This is a genomic window from Serratia sp. GW822-FHT06E05 (assembly GCF_058799445.1).
In genome coordinates, this window is the sequence record NZ_JBXALM010000013.1 from 77,022 (window position 1) to 91,820 (window position 14,799).

General features: G+C 55.7%; 15 protein-coding genes. 5 read left to right on the plus strand and 10 right to left on the minus strand.

Annotation, left to right across the window (positions count from 1 at the left end):
- The first annotated feature begins 72 nt into the window (after positions 1-72).
- Both pfkA and AC1RKC_RS22920 read left to right on the plus strand, forming a co-directional pair.
- On the plus strand, positions 73-1,035 hold the full coding sequence (gene pfkA / locus AC1RKC_RS22915) for a 6-phosphofructokinase (protein WP_020837567.1): 963 nt from the start codon (positions 73-75) through the stop codon (positions 1,033-1,035).
- A gap of 192 nt (positions 1,036-1,227) precedes the next feature.
- Positions 1,228-2,217, plus strand: coding sequence for a sulfate ABC transporter substrate-binding protein (locus tag AC1RKC_RS22920; protein ID WP_493092754.1), 990 nt, complete (start codon positions 1,228-1,230; stop codon positions 2,215-2,217).
- A gap of 68 nt (positions 2,218-2,285) precedes the next feature.
- On the opposite strand, the gene tpiA is transcribed toward AC1RKC_RS22920, so the two are convergent.
- Positions 2,286-3,053 (minus strand): triose-phosphate isomerase, encoded by a 768-nt coding sequence (gene tpiA / locus AC1RKC_RS22925; RefSeq protein ID WP_041415104.1) that lies wholly within the window; start codon positions 3,051-3,053, stop codon positions 2,286-2,288.
- Between the two features lie 127 nt (positions 3,054-3,180).
- Entirely contained in the window at positions 3,181-3,771 is a 591-nt protein-coding gene (locus tag AC1RKC_RS22930) for a DUF1454 family protein (protein ID WP_020837562.1), read from the minus strand.
- A 199-nt stretch (positions 3,772-3,970) separates the two neighbouring features.
- Here AC1RKC_RS22930 and AC1RKC_RS22935 point away from each other — a divergent pair, with 199 nt between their 5' ends.
- Positions 3,971-4,396: a DUF805 domain-containing protein gene (locus AC1RKC_RS22935; protein ID WP_041415101.1), complete on the plus strand. Its 426-nt coding sequence runs from the start codon at positions 3,971-3,973 to the stop codon at positions 4,394-4,396.
- Between the two features lie 16 nt (positions 4,397-4,412).
- Here the strand turns inward: AC1RKC_RS22935 and fpr are convergent, their stop codons facing one another.
- Complete coding sequence (fpr, locus tag AC1RKC_RS22940; protein WP_261157797.1) at positions 4,413-5,159, minus strand: ferredoxin--NADP(+) reductase; 747 nt, start codon at positions 5,157-5,159, stop codon at positions 4,413-4,415.
- Positions 5,160-5,162: 3 nt separating this feature from the next.
- The gene (locus AC1RKC_RS22945) at positions 5,163-5,786 is read right to left on the minus strand and encodes a helix-turn-helix transcriptional regulator (protein WP_261440407.1); all 624 of its coding nucleotides are present in this window, start codon (positions 5,784-5,786) and stop codon (positions 5,163-5,165) included.
- A gap of 296 nt (positions 5,787-6,082) precedes the next feature.
- Between AC1RKC_RS22945 and emrD the strand changes: the two genes are divergently transcribed.
- Positions 6,083-7,267: a multidrug efflux MFS transporter EmrD gene (gene emrD / locus AC1RKC_RS22950; RefSeq protein WP_046374887.1), complete on the plus strand. Its 1,185-nt coding sequence runs from the start codon at positions 6,083-6,085 to the stop codon at positions 7,265-7,267.
- A 238-nt stretch (positions 7,268-7,505) separates the two neighbouring features.
- Here emrD and glpX read toward each other — a convergent pair whose 3' ends face one another.
- From glpX to AC1RKC_RS22965, 3 genes are all read right to left on the minus strand, one after another.
- Positions 7,506-8,516 carry a class II fructose-bisphosphatase gene (gene glpX / locus AC1RKC_RS22955; RefSeq protein WP_261139945.1) on the minus strand — a complete coding sequence of 337 codons (1,011 nt, stop codon included), beginning with the start codon at positions 8,514-8,516 and terminating at the stop codon, positions 7,506-7,508.
- A gap of 131 nt (positions 8,517-8,647) precedes the next feature.
- Positions 8,648-10,156 carry a glycerol kinase GlpK gene (glpK, locus tag AC1RKC_RS22960; RefSeq protein WP_020837549.1) on the minus strand — a complete coding sequence of 503 codons (1,509 nt, stop codon included), beginning with the start codon at positions 10,154-10,156 and terminating at the stop codon, positions 8,648-8,650.
- A gap of 43 nt (positions 10,157-10,199) precedes the next feature.
- Positions 10,200-11,045: an MIP/aquaporin family protein gene (locus tag AC1RKC_RS22965; RefSeq protein ID WP_020837548.1), complete on the minus strand. Its 846-nt coding sequence runs from the start codon at positions 11,043-11,045 to the stop codon at positions 10,200-10,202.
- A gap of 539 nt (positions 11,046-11,584) precedes the next feature.
- Between AC1RKC_RS22965 and zapB the strand changes: the two genes are divergently transcribed.
- On the plus strand, positions 11,585-11,824 hold the full coding sequence (zapB, locus tag AC1RKC_RS22970; RefSeq protein ID WP_020837547.1) for a septal ring assembly protein ZapB: 240 nt from the start codon (positions 11,585-11,587) through the stop codon (positions 11,822-11,824).
- Positions 11,825-11,880: 56 nt separating this feature from the next.
- Here the strand turns inward: zapB and rraA are convergent, their stop codons facing one another.
- From rraA to hslU, 3 genes are all read right to left on the minus strand, one after another.
- The gene (rraA, locus tag AC1RKC_RS22975; RefSeq protein WP_020837546.1) at positions 11,881-12,366 is read right to left on the minus strand and encodes a ribonuclease E activity regulator RraA; all 486 of its coding nucleotides are present in this window, start codon (positions 12,364-12,366) and stop codon (positions 11,881-11,883) included.
- A gap of 80 nt (positions 12,367-12,446) precedes the next feature.
- Complete coding sequence (locus AC1RKC_RS22980) at positions 12,447-13,364, minus strand: 1,4-dihydroxy-2-naphthoate polyprenyltransferase (protein WP_020837544.1); 918 nt, start codon at positions 13,362-13,364, stop codon at positions 12,447-12,449.
- A 91-nt stretch (positions 13,365-13,455) separates the two neighbouring features.
- The gene (gene hslU / locus AC1RKC_RS22985; RefSeq protein WP_020837542.1) at positions 13,456-14,790 is read right to left on the minus strand and encodes an ATP-dependent protease ATPase subunit HslU; all 1,335 of its coding nucleotides are present in this window, start codon (positions 14,788-14,790) and stop codon (positions 13,456-13,458) included.
- Positions 14,791-14,799: the final 9 nt, after the last annotated feature.

Sequence of the window (14,799 nt, forward strand, 5' to 3'; positions counted from 1 at the left end):
GCCGGAGAGGTTTCAAGACAATCGGCGAATACAGAATTCTTAAGAAATTGCATCTACAGTTCAGAGGTAGTCATGATCAAGAAAATCGGTGTACTGACGAGTGGCGGTGATTCGCCGGGTATGAACGCTGCTATCCGCGGCGTTGTGCGTGCTGCACTTTCGGAAGGTCTGGAAGTTTTTGGTATTTACGATGGCTACCTTGGCTTGTACGAAGATCGCATGGAACAATTGGACCGCTATAGCGTGTCCGATATGATCAATCGCGGCGGCACTTTCCTCGGTTCAGCCCGCTTCCCTGAGTTCAGAGACGACAGCGTACGCGCCAAGGCAATTGAGAATCTGAAAAACCGCGGTATTGACGCGCTGGTGGTGATCGGCGGCGACGGTTCCTATATGGGCGCCAAACGCCTGACGGAGGAAGGTTTCCCTTGTATCGGCCTGCCAGGCACCATCGATAACGATGTGGCCGGTACCGACTACACCATCGGCTTCTTCACCGCGCTAGAAACCGTCGTGGAAGCTATTGACCGTCTGCGCGATACCTCATCTTCTCATCAGCGTATTTCCATCGTTGAAGTGATGGGGCGCTACTGTGGCGATCTGACCCTGGCGGCGGCGATTGCCGGTGGTTGTGAATTTATCGTATTGCCTGAAACCGAGTTCAACCGCGAAGACCTGGTCTGCGAAATCAAGGCCGGTATTGCCAAAGGCAAAAAACACGCGATTGTGGCGATCACCGAACACATCTGCGATATCGATGAGTTGGCTCGCCATATCGAACAAGAAACCAAGCGTGAAACCCGCGCGACCGTGCTGGGCCACATTCAGCGCGGCGGCTCGCCGGTAGCTTATGACCGTATTCTGGCTTCCCGCATGGGCGCTTACGCGATTGAGTTGCTGCTGCAGGGCTACGGCGGTCGTTGCGTCGGTATCCAGAACGAGAAGATGGTGCACCACGACATCATCGATGCGATCGAAAACATGAAGCGTCCGTTCAAGGGCGACTGGCTGGATACAGCGAAAAAGCTGTACTGATCCCGCATTAATTCAGCTCGAGAAGCCTCCGCACGCGGAGGCTTTTTTTATGCCCGTGGTAGTTATATTCCAGAATCGTCTAGCCCAACATTTTTTATTCTTTAATTGGCGGGAAAGTTTCTGGCAGGCTCTGATGCTAAATCAACCGATTGAGGTTGTGATTAATTTTCCTGGGAGAGCGAGTCGATGCGTATGCGTAAATGGGGTGTAGGTCTGACAATAATGCTGCTGGCGTCCGGCGCCATGGCGAAAGATATCCAACTGCTGAACGTTTCGTACGACCCGACACGCGAGTTCTATCAGGAATATAACACCACATTCGGTAAATATTGGCAGCAGCAGACCGGCGATAAAGTGACGGTACGTCAGTCACATGGTGGCTCCGGCAAGCAGGCGACCTCGGTGATTAACGGCATTGAAGCCGATGTGGTCACGCTGGCGCTGGCCTATGACGTGGATGCCATTGCCGAACGCGGACGCATCGATAAAGATTGGATCAAACGCCTGCCGGACAACTCGGCACCTTACACCTCGACCATTGTATTTCTGGTGCGTAAAGGCAACCCAAAACAAATTCACGACTGGCCAGATCTGATTAAGCCGGGCGTCTCGGTGATCACCCCGAACCCGAAAACTTCCGGGGGCGCACGCTGGAACTATCTGGCGGCCTGGGGTTACGCACTACACCAGAACAATAACGATCAGGCCAAAGCGCAGGAGTTCGTTAAAAACCTGTATAAGAATGTCGAAGTGCTGGATTCCGGCGCACGCGGTTCAACCAATACCTTCGTTGAGCGTGGTATTGGCGATGTGCTAATTGCCTGGGAAAACGAAGCTTTGCTGGCGGAGAAAGAGCTGGGTAAAGACAAGTTTGAAATTATCACCCCAAGCGAATCGATTTTGGCGGAGCCGACCGTCTCGGTGGTGGATAAAGTGGTTGATAAGCGCGGTACCCGTGATGTGGCGACGGCTTACCTGAAATATCTGTATACGCCGGAAGGACAAACCATCGCGGCGAAAAACTACTACCGTCCGCGTGACGCGGCTGTGGCGGCCAAGTTTGCCGAGCAATTCCCGAAACTGAAGCTGTTCACGGTGGATGATACCTTCGGCGGCTGGACTCAGGCACAGAAGGTACACTTCGCCACCGGCGGTGTGTTCGACGAAATCAGCAAACGCTGATGCCTTGATGACAATAATAAAAAACCCCGGCAAGCCGGGGTTTTTTATTTAGCAGCCAGAGAAAGAAATCAGGCTTTTTTAGCAGCGGCAGCGGCTTTGACGATCACAGCGAAAGCATCGGCTTTCAGTGAGGCGCCGCCAACCAGCGCGCCGTCGATGTCCGGCTGAGTGAACAGCTCGGCGGCATTTTTATCGTTCACAGAACCGCCGTACTGGATGATCACTTCTGCAGCTACAGCAGCGTCCTGTTTGGCGATGTGATCGCGGATAAATTTGTGTACTGCCTGAGCCTGCGCAGGGGTGGCGGATTTACCGGTACCGATAGCCCAGATTGGCTCATAAGCGATAACCGCGCCTTTGAAGGCTTCTGCGCCCTGAGTTTTCAGCACGGCGTCGATCTGGCGTGCACAAACTTCTTCGGTTTTACCCGCTTCGTTTTCTGCGTCGGTTTCACCGATGCACAGCACTGGGATCAGGCCGGCTTTTTTCAGCACGGCAAATTTCTCGGCGATCGCTGCATCGGTTTCTTTGTGGTAAGTACGACGCTCGGAATGGCCGATGATGATGTATTGCGCACCGATATCTTTCAGCATGTCGGCGGAAACTTCACCGGTGAATGCGCCGGACAGGTTCACGTCTACGTTTTGAGCGCCCAGAGCAATGCGGCTGCCGGCCAGTGCGTGTTTCGCCTGGTCCAGGTACATCACAGGCGGTGCGATAGCGACGCCACAGCCGTCAACGCTGCTCAGCTCATTGCGCAGAGCGGCGATCAGTTCGTTAACCATGTGAGTGCTGCCGTTAAGCTTCCAGTTACCCATAACTAATGGATGACGCATGTTTTTTCCTCCAACAAGGGAACGCGAGAGTCGAAATAACCACTGCCGGACCGGCAGTTTACCTGCCCAACAGTATAGAGATGATTAAGCGCGAAGGCTTTGCTTTTCGTCATTAAATAGCCTGCCGTTACGGCTCGGATAACGTCAGCTTAACCGGTTCAACAGCGAAAGTTACTCCTTTATCGCCGTTGTCTGCCACTACATAGCGGATCGCACCGACCTGCTGTTGGTAAAAGCGCTGGCCTTTGCCTTTTTCCAGCAGGTTGGCCACTTTACTCAGGCTTTTTTCCACCGTCAGCGTCGGTTCAAACTGGCGCATCAACGCGGCCATATAGCTGACGGCAATGGTGCGAGCGGCTTTTTCTTCGTTGCTCTGCTGTAGCGGCAGGTGGGTAATTTGCAGCGTTTTGATTTTTCCGGTGCCTTTTTCCAGCGCGGTTGAGGCATAGAGATTTTCGTTTAGCTTGCTGGCAGCGCGCGTCAACAGCGGCGTATCGTCTTCGGTCGTGGCAATAGCGCGGAATTCGCCGATCGGTAGCGTCGGGTTATCGCGGTTATATTTTTCGCGGAACTTCACCACCGTCAGATCAAACGTTGGCGCTCCGGCCAGCAGGTAGGGCGCGGTAGGCGAAGCGTTAGCGGGGGCATCCGGCGGATCGGCCCAGGCGCTGCCGATGCCCAGCAACAGGCAGGCAATGGCGATGGTTTTTCTCAGCATGGTATACACGGCATCAATGACAAAGATGGCTCCGATTAAAGCGAGAACAGAGGGGGGTGTCAAAGATCCCGCGCCATTATCGCTCGCTGACAAGAAAGCTGTGCGTTACTCCGCGTAATGCAGGGCAGAAATCTTCGCCCGGCAGCGCCTATGTTACACTGCACGGCAGAATATGGGCAGGCAAACAACGCAGGATTCAATGACAATACAACAGTGGTGTTTTTCGTTTAAGGGCCGAATTGGGCGGCGTGATTTCTGGATTTGGATGGTGCTGTGGGTAGTGCTGATGGCGGTGGCTTTTTCACTCGCCAGCAATAAGCTGGTGGATATCCAAACCATCGCCTTTTTTATCGTTGGGCTGCTGTGGCCAACGGCGGCGGTGCTGGTGAAGCGTTTGCATGACCGCAATAAAGCCGGTTGGTGGGCGTTGTTACTGATTGTGGCTTGGCTGCTGGCGGCGGGTAACTGGCAAATGCTGGCGCCGGTTTGGCAGTGGGGCGTGGGGCGTTTTATCCCGACGCTGATCATTGTGATGATGATGATCGATTTGGGCGCGTTTGTCGGCACGCCCGAGGATAATCGTTTTGGTCCGCCGGCCAAACCCGTCAAGTTCGGCGCGGATTAAAACCAGAGGCTATCAATTACCAATAGTGTTCGCTGGTGATATGGCCCGGTTTGCGGCGCAGGTGCTTGCGCATCTGGCGCTGATCTTTCAGCGTTTGCTGGGTATCGCGCACCATTTGCGGGTTACCGCACAGCATGACGTGGTCAGTTTCGGCATCGAGGGGCAAGCCTACCGCCGCTTCCAGCCGGCCATCCTCAATCAGCGCGGGTACGCGTCCCGTCAGCGAGCCGGGGATTTCTTCACGGCTGACGATGGTTTGAATGCGCAGTTTACCATTGTAACGCTGTTGCAACTGCTGCATCAGCGGCAGGTAGCTGAGGTCACGGGCAAAGCGTGCGGCATGCACCAGCACCAGGTTTTTGAAGCGCTCCAGGCCTTTGCCTTCCTGCAGAATCGACAGGTAAGGGCCGATGGCGGTACCGGTGGCCAACATCCACAGGGTGTCGCATTCCGGCACCTCGTCCAGCACGAAAAATCCGGCGGCCTCTTTGGTCACCATCACGTCCGAACCCGGCCGTAGCTGATTGAGCCGTGGGCTCAGTTTGCCTTCCGGCACGGTAACCAGGTAAAACTCCAGATTCGGATCGCTGGGGGCGTTGACGTAAGAATAGGCGCGCTGCACGCGTTCGCCGTCAACTTCCAGCGCCAGCTTGGCAAACTGCCCGGCAATAAAGGGATCTATGGGGGCGTCGACGATAATGCTGAACAGCCCGTCGGTCCATTGTTTGACTTGCGTAACCTTGCCATTAACCCAATCAGCCATACTCTAAAGCTCCAATGGTCGAATCAAATAAGCGCAATGTCGTGAGCCGGAAATAGCATGCGCAGTACGCTCTATACGATAGCCGTGGCCAAACAGGCGGTGAAACAGCTGCAGCTCCGAGTTGCACAGGCTGCTGCAGGCGGTGGCCGCTACGCCGATAGGGCAGTGGTTTTCCACCAGCAATGTGCCCTCCGGATGCTCAAGCAGTTCGGCCATATAACCATCCTGCTGCCGCAGACGCACCAGCCGGGCAAGCTTGGCTTGATGACAGGTCTCTTCCGACAGCTCTTCGGCATAGCGCTGATAAAGCTTTTCTTCGCGCTCGCCGAGTAACTGTTCCACCCCTTCAGCGCTAAACAGCGGGTGAGCGGATCCCAATAACGCCGTCGCTAACGTATCGTGGCCATCGGCAAACCGGCTATGGCCTTCATGGGTCAGTGACCAGTAGCGCGTCGGGCGGCCCACTTTGGTTCGTGCTTCCTCGTAACAAACCAGCTCACGTTTTTCCAGGGATTGCAGATGCTGACGAATGCCCATGGGGGTGATATCCAGATGCTCGGCCAGCATTTTGGCAGAGTGTGGCCCCAGGGTTTTTAACTGCAACAAAATCAGCTCTGGTGTCTTCATAATCCAAATCCCTATGGTGTTATTTTATTTCAAGATGATGAAAATAATTATCGATTAAATGCTAAAGCTAAACTACTGAAAATTTACCCTTTTTAACCCTTAAGCGGTAGACGTACAGTTTAATTTACGAGGCTGGTTGCCTTTGCTGCCACTGTGACGTGGATCAATATCTGCCTGAAACTCGCTAAAAAAATCAGATTTGTTAGCTTATGCCGCCATAGAGGGCTGCTCGCCGTTCTGGCTGAAAGTGGGGCCATACCGGGACGCTGTGACGAGTTAAAACGTTAACGAAGATAATGAGAAAAATAGAAAACTTTCACCTGCTGGTGATGCTTATCCTGTTGGTGGCCGTCGGTCAGATGGCACAAACCATTTATGTTCCTGTTATTGCTGATATCGCCAAGGATCTGTCGGTGCGCTCCGGCGCAGTGCAGCGCGTGATGGCGGCGTATCTGATGACCTACGGGTTCTCGCAGTTGATTTACGGCCCGTTGTCTGACCGCATTGGCCGCCGTCCGGTGATCCTGGCCGGGATGATGATCTTCCTGATGGGGGCCCTGGGCGCGCTGTTGTCCAACAGCCTGACGATGCTGGTTGCTGCCAGCGCCATTCAGGGGATGGGCACCGGCGTGGCGGGGGTGATGGCGCGTACCATGCCGCGCGACCTGTATGCCGGCACTTCGTTGCGGTATGCCAATAGCTTGCTGAATATGGGCATCCTGGTGAGTCCGCTGCTGGCGCCGATCATCGGCGGTGCGTTGGCGATGCTCTTTGGTTGGCGCGCCTGTTATGCCTTCCTGTTGGTATTGTGCGCCGGTGTAGCCTTCTCCATGTTCCGCTGGCTGCCGGAAACCCGGCCGCCGCAAACCGAAAAACGGCGCATGTTGGCGAGTTTCCGCAAGCTGCTGGCTGACGGCACGTTCAGTTGTTATCTGGTCATGCTGATTGGTGCGCTGGCGGGGATCGCCGTATTTGAAGCCAGCTGTGGCGTGTTGATGGGTGGCGTGCTGGGTCTGAGTGGCCTGACCGTCAGTCTGCTGTTTATTCTGCCGATCCCGGCGGCGTTCTTTGGCGCCTGGTATGCCGGTCGCGACGGTAAAACATTCCATACTCTGGTGTGGCATTCGGTTATCAGCTGCCTGTTGGCGGGTCTGATGATGTGGATCCCGGGCTGGTTTGGGGTGATGAACATCTGGACGCTGATTGTGCCGGCTGCGCTATTCTTCTTCGGCGCGGGGATGATGTTCCCGTTGGCCACCACCGGTGCGATGGAGCCGTTCCCCTATCTGGCCGGCGCGGCGGGGGCATTGGTCGGTGGTATGCAGAATATGGGGTCTGGTTTGGCGACCTGGCTTTCCGCCATGCTGCCGCAAACCGGGCAGTTCAGCCTCGGTCTGCTGATGTTTGCCATGGCGCTGCTGATATTGCTGTGCTGGTGGCCGCTGTCGAATCGAATGCAGCATCAGGGCCATACCGCATAAAACGTGTAGGGAGTTTGATGACAAAGTGGTCTGTGGACCCGAGATACTCGGGCCTAGCGCACCGAGGGGCCATTATGGGACACATCCCTGTGTCCCACCCTACGGGCCGACTGGAAGTCGTTCCCATTTGCTCCCGGCAAATGGGTCGGCGGGCAAGCCGCTACGACCCCATCGGCACGCTCTCCCTAATAACGGGCTTTGTCAGCAGTCTGAGGGCGCCAATCGGTGCCCTGTTTCATTACAGCAGGAACTCGTGCAGCGCCGGGTCTTTGCGATCCAGATAATGGGTCGAACGAATGCGGCGGATAGTGCGTGATTTACCGCGGATCAGCAGGGTTTCCGTGGTGGCCATATTTCCCTGGCGGCTGATGCCTTCCAACAGATCGCCCTTGGTGATGCCGGTTGCGGAGAAAATAACGTTGTCGTTGCGCGCCATGTCATCCAACACCAGCACTTTGCCGGCTTCGATGCCCATCGCTTTGCAGCGTGCCAACTCTTCTTCGCCAATATGGCGATTTTCGGCGCTGTCGCCTTTCACCTGATGGCGTGGCAGCAGGCGAGCCTGCATATCGCCATCCAATGCGCGGATCACCGCGGCAGAAATCACCCCTTCAGGCGCGCCGCCGATGCCGTACATCACGTCGACTTCGCTGTCCGGCATACAGGTCAGAATAGAAGCCGCCACGTCACCGTCAGGAATGGCAAATACGCGAACCCCGAGTTGTTGCATCTGGGCGATAACGCCGTCGTGACGCGGCTTGGCCAGAATGACCACGGTCAGTTGAGTCAGCGGTTTGCCCAGGCAGGCCGCCACCTTATTCAGATTTTCCGCCAGCGGCAGGTTAAGATCGATAGCGCCGTGTGCCGCCGGGCCAACCACCAGTTTTTCCATATACATGTCCGGCGCGTGCAGGAAGGTGCCGCGATCGCCGACCGCCAGCACCGCCAATGCATTGGGCTGGCCCATGGCGGTCATGCGGGTACCTTCAATCGGGTCGACCGCGATATCCACTGCATCGCCCTGACCGCTGCCGACCTGCTCGCCGATATACAGCATTGGTGCTTCATCAATTTCGCCTTCGCCGATCACGATGCGGCCATCGATATCCACTTTGTTGAGCATAATGCGCATTGCGTTGACCGCGGCGCCGTCGGCGGCATTCTTGTCGCCGCGTCCCAGCCATTTGTAGCCCGCCAGTGCGGCGGCTTCGGTAACACGGGAAAATTCGATGGCTAATTCACGTTTCATGGCAAAACCTGTCTGTGAGAAAGGAAGAAAATATCGGCAAAGTTTATCACAGCGGGCGACGGCGGGGGCGGGGCAAAAAAAACGCGCCGCCCGAAGGCAGCGCGTGATCAGGTTAACCAAGCAAAACAGCGTTAGTCGTGCTCTTCCCACGCTTGTGCGCGGGCAACCGCTTTTTTCCAGCCGCTGTAACGGAAGTTACGCTCGGTGGTTTCAATGCTTGGACGGAACTCGCGTTCGATAACCGCCTTGCTCTTCACCTCATCCAGGTCATTCCAGTAGCCGATAGCCAGGCCTGCCAGGAATGCGGCACCCAGCGCAGTCGATTCACGCACTTCAGGACGCTCGACACGGGTACCGAGGATGTCAGACTGGAACTGCATCAGGAAGTTGTTGGCGACCGCGCCACCGTCCACACGCAGCGATTGCAGACGGGTATTGGAGTCTGCCTGCATGGCATCCAGCACGTCGCGCGTCTGATACGCAATGGATTCCAGCGTTGCACGGATGATGTGGTTGCTGTTCGCGCCGCGGGTCAGGCCGAAGATCGCGCCACGGGCATACGGGTCCCAGTAAGGAGCGCCCAGGCCGGTGAAGGCCGGGACCACATACACGCCGTTGCTGTCTTTCACCTTGGTGGCGAAGTACTCGGAGTCGGCCGCATCGCTGATCAGTTTCAGTTCGTCGCGCAACCACTGGATAGAAGCACCGCCGATGAACACAGCACCTTCCAGCGCGTAATTCACTTCGCCGCGTGGGCCGCAGGCGATGGTGGTCAACAGGCCGTGGCTGGAGCGTACCGCTTCTTTGCCGGTGTTCATCAGCAGGAAGCAGCCGGTGCCGTAGGTGTTTTTCGCCATGCCCGGTTGAACGCACAGCTGGCCGTACAGCGCCGCCTGCTGGTCACCGGCGATACCGGCGATAGGAATACGCGTACCGCCTTTACCACCGATGTTGGTCTGGCCATACACTTCAGAAGAAGGACGGACTTTAGGCAGCATGGCGCGTGGGATATCCAGCGCTTCCAGCATGCGGTCATCCCAATCCAGCTCATGGATGTTGAACATCATGGTACGTGAGGCGTTGGTGTAATCGGTCACATGCACCCGCCCTTGGGTCATTTTCCATACCAGCCAGGTATCGACGGTACCGAACAGCAGCTCGCCGCGTTTGGCGCGTTCGCGGGCGCCTTCGACGTTGTCGAGGATCCATTTTACCTTGGTGCCGGAGAAGTACGGGTCAACCACCAGGCCGGTGTTGTGACGGATGTACTCTTCCAGGCCGTCACGCTTGAGCTTTTCGCAGATGTCGGCGGTGCGGCGGCATTGCCAGACGATGGCGTTGTAAATCGGTTTGCCGGTCTCTTTTTCCCAGACGATGGTGGTTTCACGCTGGTTGGTGATGCCGATACCGGCGATCTGATCGGAATTGATATCGGCTTTCGCTAGCACTTCCACCAGCGTGGAGCTCTGTGATGACCAGATCTCCATAGGATCATGCTCAACCCAGCCGGCTTTTGGGTAAATCTGCGTGAACTCGCGCTGGGATACCGCAACAATGTTGGCATCGTGGTCGAGCACTACGGCACGTGAACTGGTGGTACCCTGGTCGAGAGCGACAATGTATTTTTTTTCTACAGTCATGATCTTAGTCCTGCTGTTGTTAACCGTTTTAAAACTGTGCCAATCACGCTTTACGCTGCTGGGCCTTGGCGGCGGGTTGTTCTTCGTCTACACAAACGTCACACGGCAGATTGCGGCCAATGAGCATGCGGTAGCCGAAGGCACCCAGGCAGGCACCGATGATTGGACCAAAGATTGGCACCAGGAAGTACGGAATATCACGCGCACCGGTGAAGGCCACTTTGCCCCAGCCGGCCAGATAAGCGAACATTTTCGGACCGAAGTCACGCGCCGGGTTCAGCGCAAAGCCGGTTAATGGTCCCATAGAGGCGCCGATCACGGCAATCAGAATACCGATCAACAGCGGGGCCAGCGGGCCGCGCGGGATGCCGTTGCCGTCATCGGTCAGTGCCAGGATCAGGCACATCAGGATTGCGGTAATGACCGTTTCAACCAGGAACGCCTGGCCAACGGAAATATGCGCATTCGGGTAGGTAGAGAAGATGCCGGCCAGGGCCAGGCTTTCGTCGCTGCCGCGTACCATATGATTGGCCGCTTCGAAATCGAAGAACAGGTTGTAGTACAACCCGTAGACCAGGGCTGCTGCACAGAAGGCTCCGGCGATCTGCGCGACAATGTAAGGCAGTACTTTGCGTCCGTCAAAGCAGGCGAACAACCACAGCGCAATGGTCACGGCCGGGTTGAGGTGCGCGCCGGAGATGGCAGCGGTCAGATAGATGGCCATGGCGACGCCCAGGCCCCAAATGATACTGATTTCCCATTGGCCGAAGCTGGCGCCTGCCAGTTTCAGCGCGGCAACGCAGCCTACGCCAAAAAAGATCAACAGACCGGTGCCGAGGAACTCAGCGATGCACTGGCCTTTTAGGGTCGGACTGGTGGTTTGGCTCATAATGTTGTTGTCCTGCAAAACGGCGGTTATAGGTTTATAGGCTCGGAAGGTGTATCGATCCGTCCTAGGGGTACAGTTTTTTTCATCTCGTCCAATTATTAATTGAGGACGTGATGTAAATTTATCGTTAACGAACATAAACGAGAAATAGCGAAATCAAAATGTGTGTGCTTCGTCATAAAATTGAGCGAATTCGCGTCGTTTTGTGTTCTTTCTGCTCCATAAAACTGTGATCTGACCAGTGCTTTTATCCCCGACTGTTAACAAATCAATTTATGACCAAGAGGCTTTTTCGGTTTTTGCTGATGGTGGGGGCAGGAAAATTGCAACAGACTGCGCGATGAGCCGGATGTTGCTAGACAGCCGGGGACAGGCTACTTACAATCGTTTTTATCGAAAGAAGCGTTTTATCGAGACAGGCGCGTTATTTTCAATAAAAGCGTGTGTCACTTGGCGCGATGCATATTCGCAGCAGTTGCAACCTGAGTTGCGGCCGTTACCTATAGATGTACGCCTTGCTATCATGAGGGGACTGAAGAATGTCATTTGAAGTATTTGAGAAATTGGAATCAAAAGTTCAGCAGGCGATCGATACCATCACCCTGCTGCAGATGGAAATTGAAGAGCTGAAAGAAAAAAACAATACTCTGTCTCAGGAAGTTCAGGCTGCCTCCGGCAACCAGGAATCGCTGGTACGCGAGAACCAGCAACTGAAAGAAGAGCAGCACGTATGGCAAGACCGCCTGCGCGCGCTGTTGGGCAAAATGGAAGAAGTCTGATTCCGTATTGCACGATCGAAAAGGGCGCCTGAGGCGCCCTTTTTCATGTCGGAAGATTACTCGATATCGAGCGGGTCTTCGGACAGAATAATACCGGTGTTGTCGGCATACAGATGATCGCCGGAGAAGAAGGTCACGCCGCCAAAGTTTACGCGGATGTCGCTTTCGCCGATGCTTTCACTGGCTGCGCCGACCGGAATGGCCGCCATCGCCTGAATGCCGATGTCCAGTTCTTCCAGATCGTCCACCTGGCGTACCGCACCGTAAACCACGATGCCTTCCCATTCGTTCTGGGTAGCCAGGCGCGCCAGTTCTGCGTTGATCAGGGCACGGCGAACCGAACCACCGCCATCAATCACCAGAACACGGCCGCGACCGTTTTCTTCAAGCAGCTCGAATAACAGGCCGTTATCCTCAAAGCATTTCACCGTAGTGATTTGCCCGCCAAATGAAGTACGCCCGCCAAAATTGGAGAATAGAGGTTCAACAACGTTTACCTCTTCATGATAGATGTCGCAAAGTTCGGAAGTATCGTATTTCATAGGATTTTACGTCTGTTTGCCGCTGGAATAACCAGTATATCCCTTTATCCGCCCTGTTGGCAAAATCATCAGTTCGATGGCTAACTGAGCACCACGCCAATCGCGAACAACACATTGGCCAACAGCGCCGCTTTGACCATATGTTCCAGCATCGGGCGCATGCCTGCCGGCGTTGGATCGCGTAACACGCGCAGGCCGTGGCGCACCAGTAACGGGATAGCCAGGACAAACAGCCAGCCCCACGGACTATGCAGGTTAAGCAGCGTGAACAGCGCGAAGCAGGCTACTGCGCCGATCAGCAGCGCCACGTGGTAATAGCGTGCATTCTGTGGCCCAAGGCGTACCGCCAGCGTATTTTTGCCGTTGGCGCGGTCGCTTTCGATATCGCGCAAATTATTGATGTTCAGCACCGCGGTGGCCAGCAGGCCGCAGGCCGTGGCCGGCAACATCACGATACTGTCGAACGCATGGGTTTGCAGGTAGTAGGTGCCCGCTACGCTCAGCCAGCCGAAGAACACCAGCACCGAAATATCGCCCAGCCCCAGATAGCCATAGGGTTTGGTGCCGACGGTATAGGTAATGGCGGCGACGATAGACAGCCCGCCCAGCACCAGGAAGCCCACCACGTCGCTGGGTTGTTCGCAGGCCACGGCGATCAATGAACAGCCGGCAATCGCGATCAATACTACCGTCACCACCAGCGCGCGCTTCATTTGTGCCTGGGTGATCATGCCTTTCTGCATGCCGCGCAACGGCCCGATGCGATCTTCTTTATCGCTGCCTTTTACCGCATCGCCATAGTCGTTCGCCAGGTTGGAGAGGATTTGCAGCAGGCCAGCAGTCAGGAGTGCCAGCAGCGCCACGCCGGGTTTCAGGCTGCCTTGCCAGGCGGCAATGGCGGAACCGACGACGATCGAGGCAAAGGCCAGCGGCAGGGTGCGCGGTCGTAAACTTTCAAGCCAGGCTCTGGCCGGGGAGGTGGTAGTTGATGAGCTCATTTTTCGCTTCAGAGTTAGTGGCTGTGTCCGTTAGAAATAATTGTGGGAGGCAATGCCTCCCACAGATGACTGACTGGACATGATTGAGCGATTATAGGATAAAACGACTCAAATCTTCATCCGCTACCAGTTCATCCAGATGATTACGTACGTAATCCGCATCAATTGTAATGGATTGACCATTAATTTCACTCGCATCATAGGAAATATCTTCCATCAGACGCTCAAGCACGGTGTGCAAACGACGCGCGCCGATGTTTTCGGTGCTTTCGTTAACCTGCCATGCGGCTTCTGCGATGCGGCGGATGCCATCGGCGGTGAAGTCGATATTGACGCCTTCGGTGCCCATCAGCGCTTTGTACTGCTCGGTCAGCGACGCGCTTGGCTCGGTCAGGATGCGCTCGAAATCTTCGGTGGTCAGCGCCTGCAATTCAACGCGGATTGGCAGGCGGCCCTGCAGTTCCGGGATCAAATCTGACGGGCTGGCGGTCTGGAATGCGCCGGAGGCGATAAACAGAATGTGATCGGTTTTCACCATGCCGTGCTTGGTGGAGACGGTACAGCCTTCCACCAGCGGCAGCAGATCGCGCTGCACGCCTTCACGTGACACGTCCGGGCCGGAGCTCTGGCCACCGCGCTTACAGATTTTGTCGATCTCGTCGATAAACACGATGCCGTGCTGTTCAACCGCTTCAATCGCCTGTTCTTTCAGCTCTTCCGGGTTCACCAGTTTGGCCGCTTCTTCTTCCACCAGCAGTTTGAAGGCTTCTTTAATCTTCAGCTTGCGTGGTTTCTGCTTTTGGCCGCCGAGGTTCTGGAACATCGACTGCAGCTGGTTGGTCATCTCTTCCATGCCCGGAGGAGCCATGATCTCCACGCCCATCGGCGCGGCAGCCAGATCGATCTCGATTTCTTTATCGTCCAACTGGCCTTCACGCAGTTTCTTGCGGAATGCCTGACGTGCAGCAGAAGGCTCTTGATGCTCTTCCGCCTGGCCCCAGTTGTTCTTGGCCGGCGGGATCAGCACATCGAGGATACGCTCTTCGGCCAGCTCTTCGGCACGGGTGCGGTTCTTGTCGATTGACTGCAGGCGCACCATTTTGATCGCGGCATCGGTCAGATCGCGGATGATGGAATCCACTTCTTTACCGACGTAGCCCACTTCGGTGAACTTGGTGGCTTCAACCTTGATGAACGGCGCGTTGGCCAGCTTCGCCAGACGGCGGGCGATTTCGGTTTTACCGACGCCGGTCGGGCCGATCATCAGAATGTTCTTTGGCGTGACTTCATGGCGCAGCATCTCGTTGAGCTGCATCCGGCGCCAGCGGTTACGCAGGGCGATGGCAACGGCACGTTTGGCTTTGTTCTGGCCAATAATGTAGCTGTCCAGTTCGCTGACGATCTCGCGCGGGGTCATTTCAGACATAGTATTCGA